Source organism: Streptomyces sp. NPDC055013 (genome assembly GCF_053608645.1).
In genome coordinates, this window is sequence record NZ_JBSGVW010000002.1 from 20173 (window position 1) to 36203 (window position 16031).

Below are 16031 nucleotides of genomic sequence, written 5' to 3' on the forward strand. Positions count from 1 at the left end.
CACAACCACCTCCGGGGTGACGGCGCACCCCGGCGCCCGCACCGCACGTCTTCGCACCCACCCCGTACGGCCCACCCGTTCCCGGAGGGACTTCGTGCACAGAACCAGATTCCGCAGCACCCGCACCCCGCGCCCCAGACTTCGCACCGCCGTCGCCCTGTTCACCGGCCTGCTCCTGGCCGTGGGCACCCCGGCGACCGTCGCCGGCGCCCACCCCGGCCACCCGGGACACGACGAACCGGCGGCCGAGGGACAGTTCCAGCAGGTGCCGCTCGCCAAGGGCGAACCCGAGATGGGTGAGCCGATGTCGCTCGCCGTACTCCCGGACCGCAGCGTGCTGCACACCTCGCGCGACGGCACACTGCGCCTCACCGACCAGGGCGGCGTCACCAAGATCGCCGGCAAGCTCGACGTCTACAGCCACGACGAAGAGGGCCTCCAAGGCGTCGGCATCGACCCGGACTTCGAGAACAACCGGGCGATCTACCTCTACTACGCCCCGCCGCTCGACACCCCCGTGGGCGACGCCCCGGAGACCGGCACCGCCGAGGAGTTCAAGAAGTTCGACGGCGTCAACCGCCTCTCCCGCTTCGTCCTGAACGCCAACGGCACGCTGAACACCGCCAGCGAGAAGAAGGTCCTGGACGTCGCGGCCTCCCGCGGCACCTGCTGCCACGTCGGCGGCGACATCGACTTCGACGCGGCCGGCAACCTCTACCTGTCGACCGGCGACGACACCAACCCCTTCGCGTCCGACGGCTACACGCCGATCGACGACCGCGAGGGCCGCAACCCCGCCTTCGACGCCCGCCGCAGCTCCGGCAACACCAACGACCTTCGGGGCAAACTCCTGCGGATCAAGGTCGCCGAGGACGGCTCGTACACCGTCCCGGAGGGCAACCTCTTCGCCCCGGGCACCGAGAAGACCCGTCCCGAGATCTACGCGATGGGCTTCCGCAACCCGTTCCGGATGAGCGTCGACGACAAGACCGGCATCGTCTACGTCGGTGACTACGGCCCCGACGCGGGTGCCGCTTCGGCGACGCGCGGTCCGGCCGGACAGGTCGAGTTCGCCAAGGTCACCAAGGCAGCGAACTTCGGCTGGCCGTTCTGCACCGGCAACAACGACGCCTACGTCGACTACGACTTCGCCACCGGCACCTCCGGCGAGAAGTTCGACTGCGCCGCCCCCAAGAACACCTCGCCGTACAACACCGGCCTCACCGACCTGCCGCCCGCGCAGGCCGCGTGGATCCCGTACGACGGCGGCTCCGTGCCCGAGTTCGGCAGCGGCTCCGAGTCCCCGATGGCGGGCCCGGTCTACCGCTACGACCCCGACCTCGACTCCAAGGTGAAGTTCCCCGAGGCCTACGACGGCGACTTCTTCGCGGGTGAGTTCGGCCGCCGCTGGATCAAGCGGATCGAGCAGAACGAGGACGGCACCGTAGCGAAGATCAACGACTTCCCGTGGACCGGCACCCAGATCATGGACATGGAGTTCGGCCCCGACGGCGCGCTCTACGTCCTCGACTACGGCATCTCCTGGTTCCAGGGCGACGAGCACTCCGCGCTGTACCGGATCGAGAACGCCGAGGACGGCTTCTCGCCGATCGCCGAGGTGAGCGCCGACAAGACGTCCGGAGCGGCCGGCCTGAAGGTCAAGTTCACCGCCTCCGCCAAGGACGCCGACTCCCCGGACCTCACCTACAGCTGGGACTTCGGTGACGGCACCAAGGGCGAGGGCCTCAACCCCACCCACAGGTACAAGAAGGTCGGCACCTACACCGCCACCTTCACCGCCAAGGACCCCGAGGGCAACACCGGCAACGCCAGCGCCCGGATCGTGGTCGGCAACACCGAGCCCAAGGTGAAGATCGACATCCCGGGCAACGGTGCTCTGGCCGAGTTCGGCAAGCCCGTGCCGTTCAAGGTGACCGTCACCGACCCCGAGGAGACCGTCGACTGCTCCAAGGTCAAGGTCGCCTACAGCCTCGGCCACGACTCCCACGCCCACGAACTGACCAGCGAGATGGGCTGCGAGGGCACCCTGACGCCGCCCGCCGGTGACGGCGGCCACGACCCCAACGCCAACATCTACGGCGTCGTCGGCGCCAGCTACACCGACGGCGGGGCGAACGGCCAGGAGACCCTGACCGGCACCGCCCGTGCCGTGCTCCAGCCGCTGCACCGACAGGGCGAGCACTTCACCACCCAGTCGGGCGTGTCCGTCATCGACAAGACCGGCGCCAACGGCGGCAAGACCGTCGGTGACATCAACGACGGCGACTGGATCGCCTTCACCCCCTACCGGTTCGACGGCCAGAAGAAGATGACCGTGCGGGCCTCCTCCGGTGGCGCGGGCGGCTTCATCGAACTGCGCACCGGCTCGCCCGACGGACCGCTGCACGGCTCGGCCTACATCCCGCCCACCGGCGGCTGGGAGACCTTTCAGAACGTCGACGTGCCACTGCGGGCGCTGCCCAAGGGCACCACGGAGATCTACCTGGTCTTCAAGGGCGGCGAGGGCGCGCTGTACGACGTGGACGACTTCGAGTTCTCCAAGCAGCCGTTCAAGGGCGGCAAGAAGGTCCTGGTCTTCTCCAAGACCGCCGGCTTCCGGCACGACTCCATCCCGGCCGGCATCGCCGCCCTGAAGGAGCTCGGCGCCCCGGCCGGCATCACGGTCGACGCGACCGAGGAGGCCCGGCAGTTCACCACGACCAACCTCGCCAAGTACGACGCGGTGGCGTTCCTGTCCACCACCGGTGACGTGCTCAACGCCGAGCAGCAGCAGGCGTTCGAGAACTACGTCAAGAACGGCGGCGGCTACATGGGCATCCACGCCGCCGCCGACACCGAGTACGAGTGGGAGTTCTACGGCGGCCTCGTCGGCGCCTACTTCGACTCGCACCCGGCCATCCAGAAGGCCACCGTCCGTGTCGAGGACCACGATCACCCCTCGACCGCGCACCTGGGCGACGCCTGGGAGCGCACCGACGAGTGGTACAACTACCGCACCAACCCGCGTGAGCAGGCCAAGGTCCTCGCCACCCTGGACGAGACCACCTACCAGGGCGGGAACATGAAGGGCGACCACCCGATCGCCTGGTGCCAGAGCTACGGCGGCGGCCGGTCCTTCTACACCGGCGGCGGCCACACCAAGGAGTCCTACGCCGAGGAGGCCTTCCGGGCCCACCTGCTCGGCGGTCTGCAGTACGCCACCGGCCAGGTCAAGGCGGACTGCAAGCCGAGCAAGGACTACCGGAGGATCTTCAACGGCCAGACCCTGGAAGGCTGGAAGCAGGCCGGCCCCGGCAAGTTCAACGTCAAGGACGGCACCCTGGAGACCGAGGGCGGCATGGGTCTGCTCTGGTACCAGGCCAAGGACCTCAAGTCGTACTCCCTCAAGCTCGACTGGAAGATGCAGGGCGACGACAACTCCGGGATCTTCGTGGGCTTCCCGGCCTCCGACGACCCCTGGTCCGCGGTGAACAAGGGCTACGAGATCCAGATCGACGCCACGGACGCGCCCGAGCGCACCACGGGCTCCGTCTACTCGTTCAAGTCGGCGAACATCAAGGCCCGTGACCAGGTCCTGCGTCCGCCCGGCCAGTGGAACTCCTACGAGATCAAGGTCCAGGGCGAACGCCTCCAGGTGTTCCTCAACGGAGTCAAGATCAACGACTTCACGAACAAGGACCCCCAGCGGAGCCTGACCGACGGTCATATCGGCCTCCAGAACCACGGCGCCGACGACCAGGTCTCCTTCCGCAACATCCAGTTGAAGGAACTGCCCACCACGGGCGGCTGAGCGGCGGCGGGCGGGGGACGCCGGACCCCCGCCCGCCGTCTTTGTCCCTCCCCCCCCCGGGGTCCGCGCACGACAAGCACGACAAGGAGGCTGCCCATGTCCGCGTCCCTCTCCCGACCGCGTGTGGGAGTGTGGCTGATCGGAGCCCGAGGTTCCGTCGCCACCACCGTCGTCACGGGGTGCGCCGCCGTCACCGCGGGACTGCACCCGCCCACCGGCATGGTGAGCGAGACCCCGGCGTTCACCGACAGCGGCCTGCCCGCGCTGGCCGACCTCGTCTTCGGCGGCCACGACACCCTCGACTGCCCCCTGCCCAAACGGGCCGAGACCCTGACCGCCGGCGGCGTCCTCCCGCCCGGAGTCGCCACCGCCGTCGCCGCCGAACTCGCCGCCGCCGACCGGGAGATCAGGCCCGGTGGCCCCGCCCCCGGAGACACCAGGAGCGAGGCCGAACTGATCACGGCCTTCGCCGACGACATACGCGGCTTCGTGCACTGCCATGAACTGGAGCGGGCCGTCGTGGTGAACGTCGCCTCCACGGAACCGGCGTCCGCGGGGCTCGGCGCCCCGCTGCCCGCCAGCACCCTGTATGCGCTGGCGGCCCTGCGCGCGGGCTGCCCCTACGTCAACTTCACCCCGTCCGAGGGCATGCACCACCCCGTCGCCGCCCGCGAGGCCGAGCGGAGCGGCCTGCCGTACGCGGGCCGGGACGGCAAGACCGGACAGACACTGCTGCGGGCCGTGCTGGGCCCGATGTTCGCGCAGCGGGCGCTGGACGTACGGGCCTGGTCCGGCACGAACCTGCTCGGCGGCGGCGACGGCGCCGCCCTCGCCGACCCCGCGGCCGCCGCGGCGAAGAACGCCGGCAAGGAACGCGTCCTCGCCGACACCCTCGGCACCGTCCCCGAGGGCGAGGTCCACATCGACGACGTCCCGGCCCTCGGCGACTGGAAGACCGCCTGGGACCACATCGCCTTCGACGGCTTCCTCGGCACCCGCATGATCCTCCAGACCATCTGGCAGGGCTGCGACTCGGCCCTCGCGGCACCCCTGGTCCTGGACCTGGCCCGCCTCACGGCCCGCGCCCACGAGGCCGGCCTGACGGGACCGCTCGGCGACCTCGGCTTCTACTTCAAGGATCCGGTGGGGGACGGACCGTCGAGTTTGGGGGAGCAGTACGCGGCGCTGGCGGGCCTGGGGGAGCGACTCCGCCGAGCGGGCGCGGGCGAGCCCGCTCGGGGGGCGGAGGGCCGGGGTGGGTCGGCTACCCGGGGCGCCGGTCAGCGGGTTGCCGATGCTCGGGACGGGGGGTTGCGCGAGTCGGCAGAGGCGGCTGCGGCGGAGGGGGGTGGTCGGAGCGGGCCGGCTGGGGAGGCTGCGGCGGGGGGTGGTGGTCGGAGCAGGCCGGCTGAGGAGGCTGCCGGACAGGGCGTCGAGCCCCGCGAGGCCGCCGCGGAGGCAGTGGTGCAGGGCGCTGATCTGGGTGGGCCCGCTGAGGAGGCCGCCGCACAAGGCATCCATCCTCGCGAGGCCGCCGCGGAAGCTGCCGCACGGGCCGTCGATCCGGGCGAGCCCGCTCCGGGGAGCGGCCGTGAGCGTTAGACGCGCCTGGGCCGAACTGCTGCGGCTTCCCGCCCTGTTCACCGTCCCCGGCGACGCCCTCAGCGGCGCCGTCGCCGCCGGAGGCCGGCCCAACTCCCGCACCTTGCTGACCATCGGCTCCTCCCTCTGTCTCTACGAGGCCGGCATGGCCCTCAACGACTGGGCGGACCGCGCGGAGGACGCCGCCGAACGCCCCCACCGCCCCCTGCCCTCCGGCCGCATCCGACCTTCCTCCGCTCTCGCCGCGGCCTGTGCCCTGACCGCCGCCGGGCTCGGCCTGGCCGCCAGAGCCGGCCGCCCCGCCCTGGCGGTGGCCGCCTCCTTGGCCACCACCGTCTGGGCGTACGACCTCGCCCTGAAGCACACGCCCGCCGGACCCGTGGCCATGGCCGTAGCTCGCGGCCTCGACCATCTCCTCGGCGCCGCCACCACCGGCGGCCCCCGGACGGCACTGCCCTCCGCAGCCCTCCTCGGCACCCACACCCTCGCCGTGACGACCGTCTCCCGCCGGGAGACCCAGGGCGGCACGTCCCTGCCACCCCTGGCCGCCCTCGCCGCGACGGCCGCCCTCACCGGGCTCTTGGCACGTGGCGCACGGGGCACCGAGCGAGCCGGGTCGACGCAGGCCGGGTCCACGAGGGCCAGGTCGACGGGGGCCGGCGACGGGACCTCCACCGGCCCCGGCATCGGCAGCGCCGCCGACGCCGGTCGCCGGACGCCCGCTACGGGCAGCGCCGGCCTCACGCTCGACGTGGCCCTGCGCACCGCCCTCGCCACTGCGTACGCCGCCACCGCCGGGCGCCCCTACACCCACGCCGCGCTCAACCCCTCACCGCCCCTGACCCAGCGAGCCGTCGGCGGCGGCATCCGCGCCACCATCCCTCTCCAAGCGGCGCTCGCGGCCCGCGCCGGATCCGGGCTCACCGCCGTGGCCATCGCCGCGCTCGCCCCGATCGGACGGAAGTACGCGAAGAAGGTGAGCGTCACATGAGCCCTCGGCCCCACCCGGCGCGGAACAACGGCAAACCGGCCTCCCCGGGCGTCCCCCTCCGCTTCGGCTACGGCACCAACGGCCTCGCCGACCTCCGCCTCGACGACGCCCTGGCGCTGCTCGCCGATCTCGGCTATGACGGGGTCGGCCTGACGCTGGACCACATGCACCTGGACCCGCTCGCCGCGGACCTCGCAGCCCGCACCCGCCGCCTCGCACAGCGGTTGGACACGCTCGGTCTGGACGTCACGGTGGAGACCGGCGCCCGCTACGTACTCGACCCGCGCCGCAAGCACGGCCCCTCCCTGCTGGACCCCGACCCGGACGACCGCGCCCGCCGCGTCGACCTGCTGATCCGCGCCATCCGGGTCGCCGCCGACCTCGGCGCCCACGCCGTCCACTGCTTCAGCGGAATCACGCCCGCCGGCACCGACCCGGACACGGCCTGGGTCCGTCTCGCCGAGGCACTCACCCCGGCCCTGGACGCCGCCACCGCCGCCGGGGTCCCCCTCGCCGTCGAACCCGAACCAGGTCACCTCCTCGCCACCCTCGCCGACTTCCACCGACTCCGCCGCACCCTCGGCGACCCGGACCACCTCGGCCTCACCCTCGACATCGGTCACTGCCAGTGCCTCGAACCCCTCTCTCCCGCCGACTGCATACGCGCCGCCGCCCCCTGGCTCCGGCACGTCCAGATCGAGGACATGCACCGCGGCATCCATGAACACCTCCCCTTCGGCGACGGCGAGATCGACTTCCCGCCCGTGCTCGCGGCCCTCGCCGCCACCGGCTACCAAGGCCTGACCGTCGTCGAACTGCCCCGTCACTCCCACGCGGGTCCCCACTTCGCCGAACGCTCCCTCCCGTTCCTCCGCAGCGCCGAGGCCACGGCCCTCCGATCTCCCGTCCCTGTCCCCTCGCACGGCGATCCCTCCGCCACCCCTGAAGGGAGCACCTCATGACCCAGCCCCGCATCAGCCCGGCGACCCCGGGCGCGGACACCGAAGACCGCCCGCTCACGAACGCCCGGGCCGACACGGAAACCGGCCCGGACACCCCGCAGTCGTCCGGTCCCGACACCGGGAGCCTCGCCCTGATCCCGCCGGCCGAGTTGCGCGGCCATGTCACCGCCCACCTCGACGCCAACGGCCGCGCCTGGCTGCACCGGGCCCTCGACGAGGCCGCTTGCCACCCCGGCACCCACGGGCCCATCTCCGTGTGGGAGTTGCGCATCGCCGAGGCCGGCCGGCGCTGCGGTTCCGAGTACGCCGATGCCGCCCGCGTCCTCATCCTGCATGCGGCTCGCGCCGACGCCGACGCTATCTCCCGCGTGTACTTCCAGGGCACCGCCGCGGAACGCCGCGCCGTCCTGCAGGCGTTGCCCCACCTCGTGCCCGGCCCCGAGGCCGTGCCACTCGTCGAGGACGCCCTGCGCACCAACGACACGAGCCTCCTCGCCGCGGCCGTCGGCCCCTACGCCGCCCGGCACCTCGACGCTCACCAGTGGCGCCACGCCGTCCTGAAGTGCCTGTTCACCGGTGTGCCGGTCGGCACGGTCGCCGAGCTGGACCGTCGTGCCCGCGACGACGGGGAACTCGCCCGCATGCTCGGCGACTACGCGGCCGAACGCACCGCCGCAGGCCGTCCGGTCCCCGAGGATCTGCACCGCGTCCTGACCCTGACCGACCCCACAGCCACTCCGCCGGCCCCCCACGGCCCCCGTGACACCGACGGCACCGACGGCAAGGAGTCCTGATGCGCCTCTTCGACCCCCACATCCACATGACGTCGCGCACCACCGACGACTACGAGGCCATGCACGCCGCCGGCGTCCGTGCCGTCGTCGAGCCCTCCTTCTGGCTCGGTCAACCCCGCACCTCTCCGGCCTCCTTCCTCGACTACTTCGACTCCCTCCTCGGCTGGGAGCCCTTCCGCGCCGCGCAGTACGGCATCGCCCACCACTGCACGCTCGCCCTCAACCCCAAGGAGGCGAACGACCCGCGCTGTGTCCCCGTCCTCGACGAACTGCCCCGGTATCTCGTCAAGGACCAGGTCGTCGCCGTCGGCGAGATCGGCTACGACTCGATGACCCCCGCCGAGGACACCGCCCTTGCCGTCCAGCTCCAGCTCGCCGCCGACCACGAACTGCCCGCACTCGTCCACACTCCGCACCGCGACAAGCTGGCGGGCCTGCGTCGCACCCTCGACGTCGTCCGGGAGTCCGCACTGCCCACCGACCGCGTCCTGGTCGACCACCTCAACGAGACCACCGTCAAGGAGGCCAAGGACAGCGGCTGCTGGCTCGGCTTCTCCGTCTATCCCGACACCAAGATGGACGAGGAGCGGATGGTCGCGATCCTCCGTGAGTACGGGCCCGAGCAGGTGCTGGTGAACTCCGCCGCCGACTGGGGCAGGAGCGACCCCCTGAAGACCCGCAAGGTCGCCGACCTGATGCTCGCCGAAGGCTTCGACGAGGACGACGTCGAGCTGGTGCTGTGGCGCAACCCCATTGCCTTCTACGGGCTCAGCGGCCGCCTCAGCCTCGACGTCACGACCCCGGAGGCGACCCACGAGGGCAACTCCATCCTCCGCGGCGCCCCGAAGAACCCCCAGGAATCGGCCGACGCCCCGAAAGATGCCGACGGCCCCGCCGACGCCCCGAGGAATGCCGACGGACCGGTAGCCGCTCCAAGAGAGCGGGACCACACGACCGCCGCCCCGACCCCGGGGGCGTGACCCATGCGCTTCCGCCACCCCGACGGCTCCACCGTCCACCTCGCGTATTGCACCAACGTCCACCCGGCCGAGACCCTCGACGGCGTCCTCGCACAACTCCGCGACCACTGCGAACCCGTCCGCCGACGGCTCGGCCGCGACCGCCTCGGCATCGGCCTGTGGCTCGCCAAGGACGCCGCCCACGCCCTCGTCACCGACCCGTCCGCCCTGCGCCGTCTGCGGACGGAACTCGACAGGCGTGGCCTCGAGGTCGTCACCCTCAACGGCTTCCCGTATGAAGGCTTCGGAGCCGAAGAGGTCAAGTACCGCGTCTACAAGCCGGACTGGACCGACCTCGAGCGCCTCGAGCACACCACCGCCCTCGCCCGCGTCCTCGCCGGCCTGCTCCCCGACGACGTGACTGAAGGCAGCATCTCCACACTGCCCCTCGCCTGGCGCACCGCCTATGGCCAGCAGGGCGACGAGACCGCCCGTACAGCCCTGCTCACCCTCGCTCAACGTCTCGACGCCCTGCGGGAACTGACCGGCCGCGACATCCGAATAGGTCTGGAACCCGAGCCCGGCTGCACCGTCGAGACCACCGGCGATGCGATCGCCCCACTCACCGCGATCGGCCACGACCGCATCGGCGTCTGTGTCGACACCTGTCACCTCGCCACCTCCTTCGAAGACCCGCACACCGCACTGGACACGCTCGCCGAAGCCGGCGTCCCCGTCGTCAAGTCCCAGCTCTCGGCCGCCCTGCACGCCGAACACCCCCATCTCCCCGACGTTCGCGAAGCCCTCGCCGCCTTCGACGAACCCCGCTTCCTGCACCAGACCCGCACCGCCACCGCCGCCGGCCTGCGCGGCACCGACGACCTGGGCGAGGCGCTCAAGGGCGACGCCCTGCCCGACGCCTCACCGTGGCGCGCCCACTTCCATGTCCCGCTCCACGCGGCCCCCGCCGCGCCCCTCACCTCCACACTCCACGTACTCAAGGCCGCACTGACCCGTCTGGTCGGTGGCGCGCACCCGCTCACCCGCCATCTCGAGGTCGAGACCTACACCTGGCAGGCCCTCCCGGCAGAGCTGCGACCCCGCGCCCGCAGCCAGCTCGTCGACGGCATCGCCGCCGAACTGACCCTCGCCCGCGACTTGTTGACGGATCTCGGCCTGAAGGAGCTGCCATGACCGAGCAACCGGGGGCTGCCGGGACCGAGCACCAAGAGGCCGCCAGGGCGGAGCGACCGGAAGCCACCAGGACCGAGCGACCGGACTCGGCGGTCCCTACCACAGGCCGAGCAGCTCAACCGGAGGACGTCACCGTCGCCCACCGACCCACCCCTCTCCTCGTCCTCGACGTGGTCGGCCTCACCCCCCGTCTCCTCGACCACATGCCCCACCTCAAGACCCTCGCCCAGTCCGGCTCCCGAGCAGCGCTCGGCACCGTCCTGCCCGCCGTTACCTGCGCCGCCCAGTCCACCTTCCTGACCGGCACCCACCCGTCGGAGCACGGCATCGTCGGCAACGGCTGGTACTTCCGTGAACTCGGTGACGTACTCCTGTGGCGCCAGCACAACGGACTGGTCGCCGGTGACAAGCTCTGGGACGCCGCCCGCCGTGCCCACCCCGGCTACACCGTCGCCAACATCTGCTGGTGGTACGCGATGGGCGCCGACACCGACATCACCGTCACCCCCCGTCCGATCTACTACTCCGACGGCCGCAAGGAACCCGACTGCTACACCCGGCCGCCCGCCCTGCACGACGAACTCACCGAGAAGCTGGGCACCTTCCCGCTCTTTCACTTCTGGGGCCCCGGCGCCGATCTCGTCTCCAGCAGCTGGATCATCGACGCGACCCGTCACATCCTCCGCACGCGGCATCCCGACCTGGCCCTCTGCTACCTCCCTCACCTCGACTACGATCTGCAGCGCTTCGGCCCCGACGACCCGCGCTCGCTGAAAGCGGCCGCCGACCTGGACACGGCCATGGCCCCGCTCCTGGACGACGCACGAGCGGAGGGACGTACCGTGGTCGTGCTCTCCGAGTACGGCATCACCCGCGCGGACCGGCCTGTGGACATCAACCGGGCCCTGCGGCGGGCAGGCCTGCTGGAGGTGCACACGCAGGACGGCATGGAATACCTCGACCCGATGGCGTCACGTGCCTTCGCCGTCGCCGACCACCAGATCGCGCACGTCTACGTACGCCGGCCGGAAGACCTCGAGGCGACCCGGGCCGCACTGGACGGACTGCCCGGCATCGAGCAACTCCTCGACGACGAGGGCAAGAAGGCCCACCATCTCGACCATCCGCGCTCCGGCGAGCTCGTCGCCGTCGCGGAGCCGGATGCCTGGTTCACGTACTACTACTGGCTGGACGATGCCCGCGCGCCCGACTTCGCGCGACTCGTCGAGATCCATCGCAAACCCGGATACGACCCGGTCGAGCTCTTCATGGACCCCCTCGACCCCTACGTCAAGGTCAAGGCCGCGACCGCGCTCGCCCGCAAGAAACTCGGCATGCGCTACCGCATGGCGGTCGTGCCCCTGGATCCGTCACCTATTCGCGGCAGCCACGGCCGCCTTCCTGCGAGCGACGACGACGGTCCGCTCCTCATCTGCTCCACCCCCCGCGCTGTCGGCGACCGCGTCGCGGCCACCGATGTGAAGTCACTCCTGCTCCAACTCGCCGGTCTCGGCTGACGGATCACGACCGGCACGCGCCAGCTCGCCGGTCCCACCGACCCGTCTCTTCCGACTGGTCACAAGTGAAGCACTCACCACTGACAACGGCCTTCGATCACAGGGAGTTCCAGGCATGAGCCGCTTTTCCCAGACGGACCCCGAACTCACCCACCGCCTCACCAGACGAGGCATGCTCGGCGTCGCGGCGGGCACCACGGCCGCCGCACTGCTGGGCGCCGCAGCACCCGCCGCGACCGCCGCACCGGACACCGCATCCGCAGCCGCCACGGCCTCCGGCAGCCGCGGGCACGGCCATGACCGTCCCGTTCTCCCGCCCGGCCGCCTCGGCATCCAGCTGTACAGCCTGCGCGACAAGGTCTCCACGCTCGGCTTCGCCCCCGTCTTCGCCGAACTGGAGAAGTACGGCTACGACGAGGTCGAGTTCGCCGGCTACACCCAGGGCTCGGCCGGCCCGATCACCCTCGCCCAGCTCAAGCGGCTGGCCCGGAACCACGGCCTGAACCCGATCGGCAGCCACGTCGGCTACTACTCGGACGACCCGGGCGCCTACACCTTCGCCCAGAACCTCACCAAGGTCCTCGACGACGCCCAGGCCCTCGGCCTTAAGCACATAGGAACCGCGTCCGGGCCGTTCCGCTACGGCTCCACCGTCGACGCCTGGAAGCGCGCCGCCGAGGAGTTCAACACCTACGGCGCGGCGGCGAGGGCGCGCGGCATGAAGTTCTACCAGCACAACCACTCCGAGGAATTCTCCTTCGCCACCGACAACCCCAAGGTCCGTCTCTACGACGTGCTGCTCGCCGAGACCGACCCCGACCTCGTCTTCCTGGAGATGGACATCTTCTGGGCGTACTCGGGCCAGTTCCGCTTCTCGAAGCGACCCGACGGCTCCGCCGCCCCCTTCGAGCCGCTCGACTACGTGCTGAAGCAGCCGCACCGCTATCCGCTCTTCCACGTCAAGGACGGGGTGAGCGACCCGTCCAACCAGTACGGCTACGACATGGTCGACGTCGGCGACGGCGACATCGACTACAAGCGGTTCATCTCCGCCGTAACGAAGCTGCGCGGTCAGCGATTCGCCCACCACTGGCAGGCCGAACACGACAACCCGACCGACTCCCTGACGTTCGCACGCCGTTCGAGCAAGCATCTTCATTCGCTGCGGGAGAAGTGCTGACCGCCGTAGCGACATGAGGAGGCCCTCCCCAGGACGGGGAGGGCCTCCTCACATGCGCGATCTGTCAGGGTGCGGGATGCGGCACGGCCGTACGGCCCGGCTGCCGCAGGAGCAACGCAATCCCCGCCGCCACCATCGACACGCCACCGGCGAGCGCGTACGCGCCGTCGTAGCCCCACGCCGCGACCACCATGGAGCCGAGACCGCCGCCGAACAGGCCGCTGATCAGCTTGCCGCTGTAGACGAGGCCGTAGTTGCTCGCGTTGTAGTTCTCGCCGAAGTAGTCCGGGGTGAGCGCCGCGAAGAGCGGGTAGAACGCGCCGCCGCCGAAGCCGGAGAGGACGGCGAAGAACAGGAACAGCCACTCGCTCCTGACGTCGCCGGCCCAGATCACGCCGAACTGGGCGAGGCCCAGGACGACGATCACGAACACCAGGGTCGACTTGCGGCCCCAGCGGTCGGACAGCCAGCCCACGACACCTCGGCCGATGCCGTTGATGACAGCCATCACGCCCATCGACGAGGCTGCGACGAGTGGGCCGAAGCCGACCTCCTTGGCGTAGTCGACCTGGAAGGAGATGCCGAAGATCGATACGCCTGCGGTCAGGACGATGGCCACCCACATCAGTGGGAGCATGCCTGTCCTGATGGCCTCCCTTGGCGTGTACTGCTTCACCGCCGGAGGGTTCTTGGCCAGGCTCACCGCGTTCTTCCGGTCGCCCGTGTGCCTCAGTGGATCGATGTCGGCGGGCCACCAGTTCTTCGGGGGGTCCTTGAAGAAGAACGCGCTTCCGAGGACGACGATCATGATGTAGCAGCCGATCAGGTCCAGCACCCGGTGGTAGTTCGCGGTGTTGAACCCGTAGTTGAAGATGAAGATGAACGGCAGAGATCCGTACGCGAACCCGCCATTGACGAACCCGGTCCGGGCGCCGCGCCGCTCGGGGAACCACTTGCCGACCATGTTGATGCAGGTCGCGTAGATCAGACCGGCGCCGATGCCGCCGATGACGCCGAATCCGAGGATCGCGAGCCAGACATTGCCCAGGTGCGACAGGGCGAGGAACCCCAGCAGGCACATGCCGGAGCCGATGTACATGGCGGTGCGGGCCGTCAGGATGCCTTTCTCCCGCATCCAGCCCGCGGGGAAGGCGATGCCGGCCTGGAAGAACACCCAGACGCTGAGGATCCAGAAGGTGTTGCTCTGCGTCCAGCCGTGCGCGTGGGACAGGGTGTCCTCCGCGGAGCCGTACGCGTATTCGAAGACGCTGATGGCCATCATGGTGATCCACGGGAGACACACCATGAACGTGCGGGAGTGACCGAGGATGTCGCGGTCGGTCTCGCCGATGCGGTAGACGCGGCCTCGCGCGTCGGTCACTTCGCGGTAGGGACGGTGTGCGGCGTCGGATGGTGCGGATGAACTGCTTCCTGCGTACGGATCTGCCGTCATGTCAGGCCATGTCCTCGCCGAGCGGTCGTGGGTTGGCAACGATGCGGGTCTCGTCCTTGTCGCGTCCCGGTGGGCTGAGGAACAGCGCCACACAGCCGGCGAAGAGGGAGATGGAGCCGGCCAGGATGAAGGCACCGGAGTGCCCCCAGCTCCCGACGACCACGGCACCCATGCCCGCGCCCAGGCCCGAGACGAGCTTGGCGCTGTAGACCATGCCGTAGTTGGACGCGTTGTTGTTCTCGCCGAAGTAGTCGGCGGTGAGCGCCGCGAACATCGGGAAGATGGCGCCGCCGCCGAAGCCGGAGATCGCGGAGAAGATCAGGAACAGGGTCAGGTTCTTGCTGTCCGCGGACCAGAGGATGCCGAACTGGGCGAGGCCCAGGATGACGCACACGGCGAGCAGGCACCGCTTGCGGCCGTAGAGGTCCGAGAGCCAGCCGATGACGCCACGGCCGGTACCGTTGACGATCGCCTTGAGGGACATGGCCGTGGCCACGATCCCGCCCGCGAATCCGGCTTCCTCGCCGATGTCCACCTGGAACGCGATACCGAAGATGTTCACGCCGGACGTGCACGCCAGACAGAACCACATCAGGGCCACCCGGCCGGTCTTCCACGCCTCCTTGGGGGAGTACTGGTGGACCGCCGGCGGGTTCATCCGCAGCGAGCGTGCCGCGCGCGGGTCCTTCGGCGGGTTGAGCGGGTCGATGTCGGCGGGCCACCAGTTCTTCGGCGGGTCCCTGAAGAAATAGCCGGAGGCCGCGACGATTCCGGCCAGGAACACACCCACCGAGACCAGTACCCAGCGGAAGTTGGTGAGGTCCATGTAGCCGTTGAAGAGAAAGACGAAGGGCACCGAGCCGTAGGCGAAACCGCCGTTCACGAACCCGGTCTTGCCGCCCTTGCGCTCCGGATACCACTTGCCCACCATGTTGACGCAGGTGGCGTACACCATGCCGGCGCCCATGCCGCTGAACATGCTGAAGCCGATATAGGCGAAGACGACATGCGGCGCGAACGCCAGCGACAGGTAGCCCAGCAACGTGCCTGTCGCGCCGCACATCATCGCCCAGCGGGCCGGTAGTTTTCCGCTCTCACGCAGTTTGCCCGCGGGAAAGGCCACCGCGGCCTGGAAGAAGACCCAGACGGTCATCATCCAGAAGATGTGCATGCTGTTCCAGCTGTGCGCGGTGTGCAGGGTGTCCTCGGCCGACGCGAACGCGTACTCGGCGGAGGAGATGCCCATCATGCCGATCCACGGGAGGATCACCATCCACTTGCGCTTGCGACCCATGATGTCGATGTCGGACTCGCCCACGCGGTAGACGCGTCCGTTCTTGTCGGCCACCTCCCGATAGGCGGCGACCCTTGGAACGTCAGTGGTTGTCACGTTAGTTGCACCCCTTGCGTCGAAAGTTCTGGCCAGCGCCCCCTGTCCAATGCCTTTCGTGCGCGCGCGGGTCCCGGGGCCGGCCGACGCGCACCGTCGGCCCCCCCCCCCCCGGCCGCCCCCAACGCCCACCCCCACCCCGCCCCACACCCCGGCCCCCCCCCCCCCCCGGGGGGGG

10 protein-coding genes and 1 pseudogene are annotated in these 16031 nt (G+C 70.4%); 9 read left to right on the forward strand and 2 right to left on the reverse strand.

The window, feature by feature from the left end; genetic code table 11:
- The first annotated feature begins 94 nt into the window (after nt 1-94).
- The 9 genes and pseudogenes from ACWGDB_RS02805 (at nt 95) to ACWGDB_RS02845 (ending at nt 13010) form a co-directional block, all read left to right on the forward strand.
- A complete protein-coding gene (locus ACWGDB_RS02805; RefSeq protein WP_453820770.1) occupies nt 95-3811 on the forward strand; it encodes a ThuA domain-containing protein in 3717 nt (1238 codons plus the stop codon).
- Between the two features lie 96 nt (nt 3812-3907).
- Nucleotides 3908-5083 (forward strand): annotated as a pseudogene (locus tag ACWGDB_RS02810) (inositol-3-phosphate synthase); the annotation flags it as partial.
- A 319-nt stretch (nt 5084-5402) separates the two neighbouring features.
- Complete coding sequence (locus tag ACWGDB_RS02815) at nt 5403-6404, forward strand: SCO3242 family prenyltransferase (RefSeq protein ID WP_453820771.1); 1002 nt, start codon at nt 5403-5405, stop codon at nt 6402-6404.
- Nucleotides 6401-7366, forward strand: a complete 966-nt coding sequence (locus ACWGDB_RS02820) for a sugar phosphate isomerase/epimerase family protein (RefSeq protein ID WP_453820772.1) — start codon at nt 6401-6403, stop codon at nt 7364-7366. The genes ACWGDB_RS02815 and ACWGDB_RS02820 overlap by 4 nt, the downstream gene beginning before the upstream one ends.
- Nucleotides 7363-8160, forward strand: a complete 798-nt coding sequence (locus ACWGDB_RS02825) for an EboA domain-containing protein (protein ID WP_453820773.1) — start codon at nt 7363-7365, stop codon at nt 8158-8160. The genes ACWGDB_RS02820 and ACWGDB_RS02825 overlap by 4 nt, the downstream gene beginning before the upstream one ends.
- Entirely contained in the window at nt 8160-9140 is a 981-nt protein-coding gene (locus ACWGDB_RS02830) for a TatD family hydrolase (RefSeq protein ID WP_453820774.1), read from the forward strand. The genes ACWGDB_RS02825 and ACWGDB_RS02830 overlap by 1 nt, the downstream gene beginning before the upstream one ends.
- Before the next feature lie 3 nt (nt 9141-9143).
- Nucleotides 9144-10313 (forward strand): metabolite traffic protein EboE, encoded by a 1170-nt coding sequence (eboE, locus tag ACWGDB_RS02835; protein ID WP_453820775.1) that lies wholly within the window; start codon nt 9144-9146, stop codon nt 10311-10313.
- Nucleotides 10310-11830: an alkaline phosphatase family protein gene (locus ACWGDB_RS02840; RefSeq protein WP_453820776.1), complete on the forward strand. Its 1521-nt coding sequence runs from the start codon at nt 10310-10312 to the stop codon at nt 11828-11830. The genes eboE and ACWGDB_RS02840 overlap by 4 nt, the downstream gene beginning before the upstream one ends.
- A 115-nt stretch (nt 11831-11945) precedes the next feature.
- Nucleotides 11946-13010 carry a sugar phosphate isomerase/epimerase family protein gene (locus ACWGDB_RS02845; RefSeq protein ID WP_453820777.1) on the forward strand — a complete coding sequence of 355 codons (1065 nt, stop codon included), beginning with the start codon at nt 11946-11948 and terminating at the stop codon, nt 13008-13010.
- Nucleotides 13011-13074: 64 nt separating this feature from the next.
- Here ACWGDB_RS02845 and ACWGDB_RS02850 read toward each other — a convergent pair whose 3' ends face one another.
- Nucleotides 13075-14463 carry an OFA family MFS transporter gene (locus tag ACWGDB_RS02850; protein WP_453820778.1) on the reverse strand — a complete coding sequence of 463 codons (1389 nt, stop codon included), beginning with the start codon at nt 14461-14463 and terminating at the stop codon, nt 13075-13077.
- Between the two features lies 1 nt (nt 14464).
- Nucleotides 14465-15853 (reverse strand): OFA family MFS transporter, encoded by a 1389-nt coding sequence (locus tag ACWGDB_RS02855; protein ID WP_453820779.1) that lies wholly within the window; start codon nt 15851-15853, stop codon nt 14465-14467.
- Between the last annotated feature and the right edge of the window lie 178 nt (nt 15854-16031).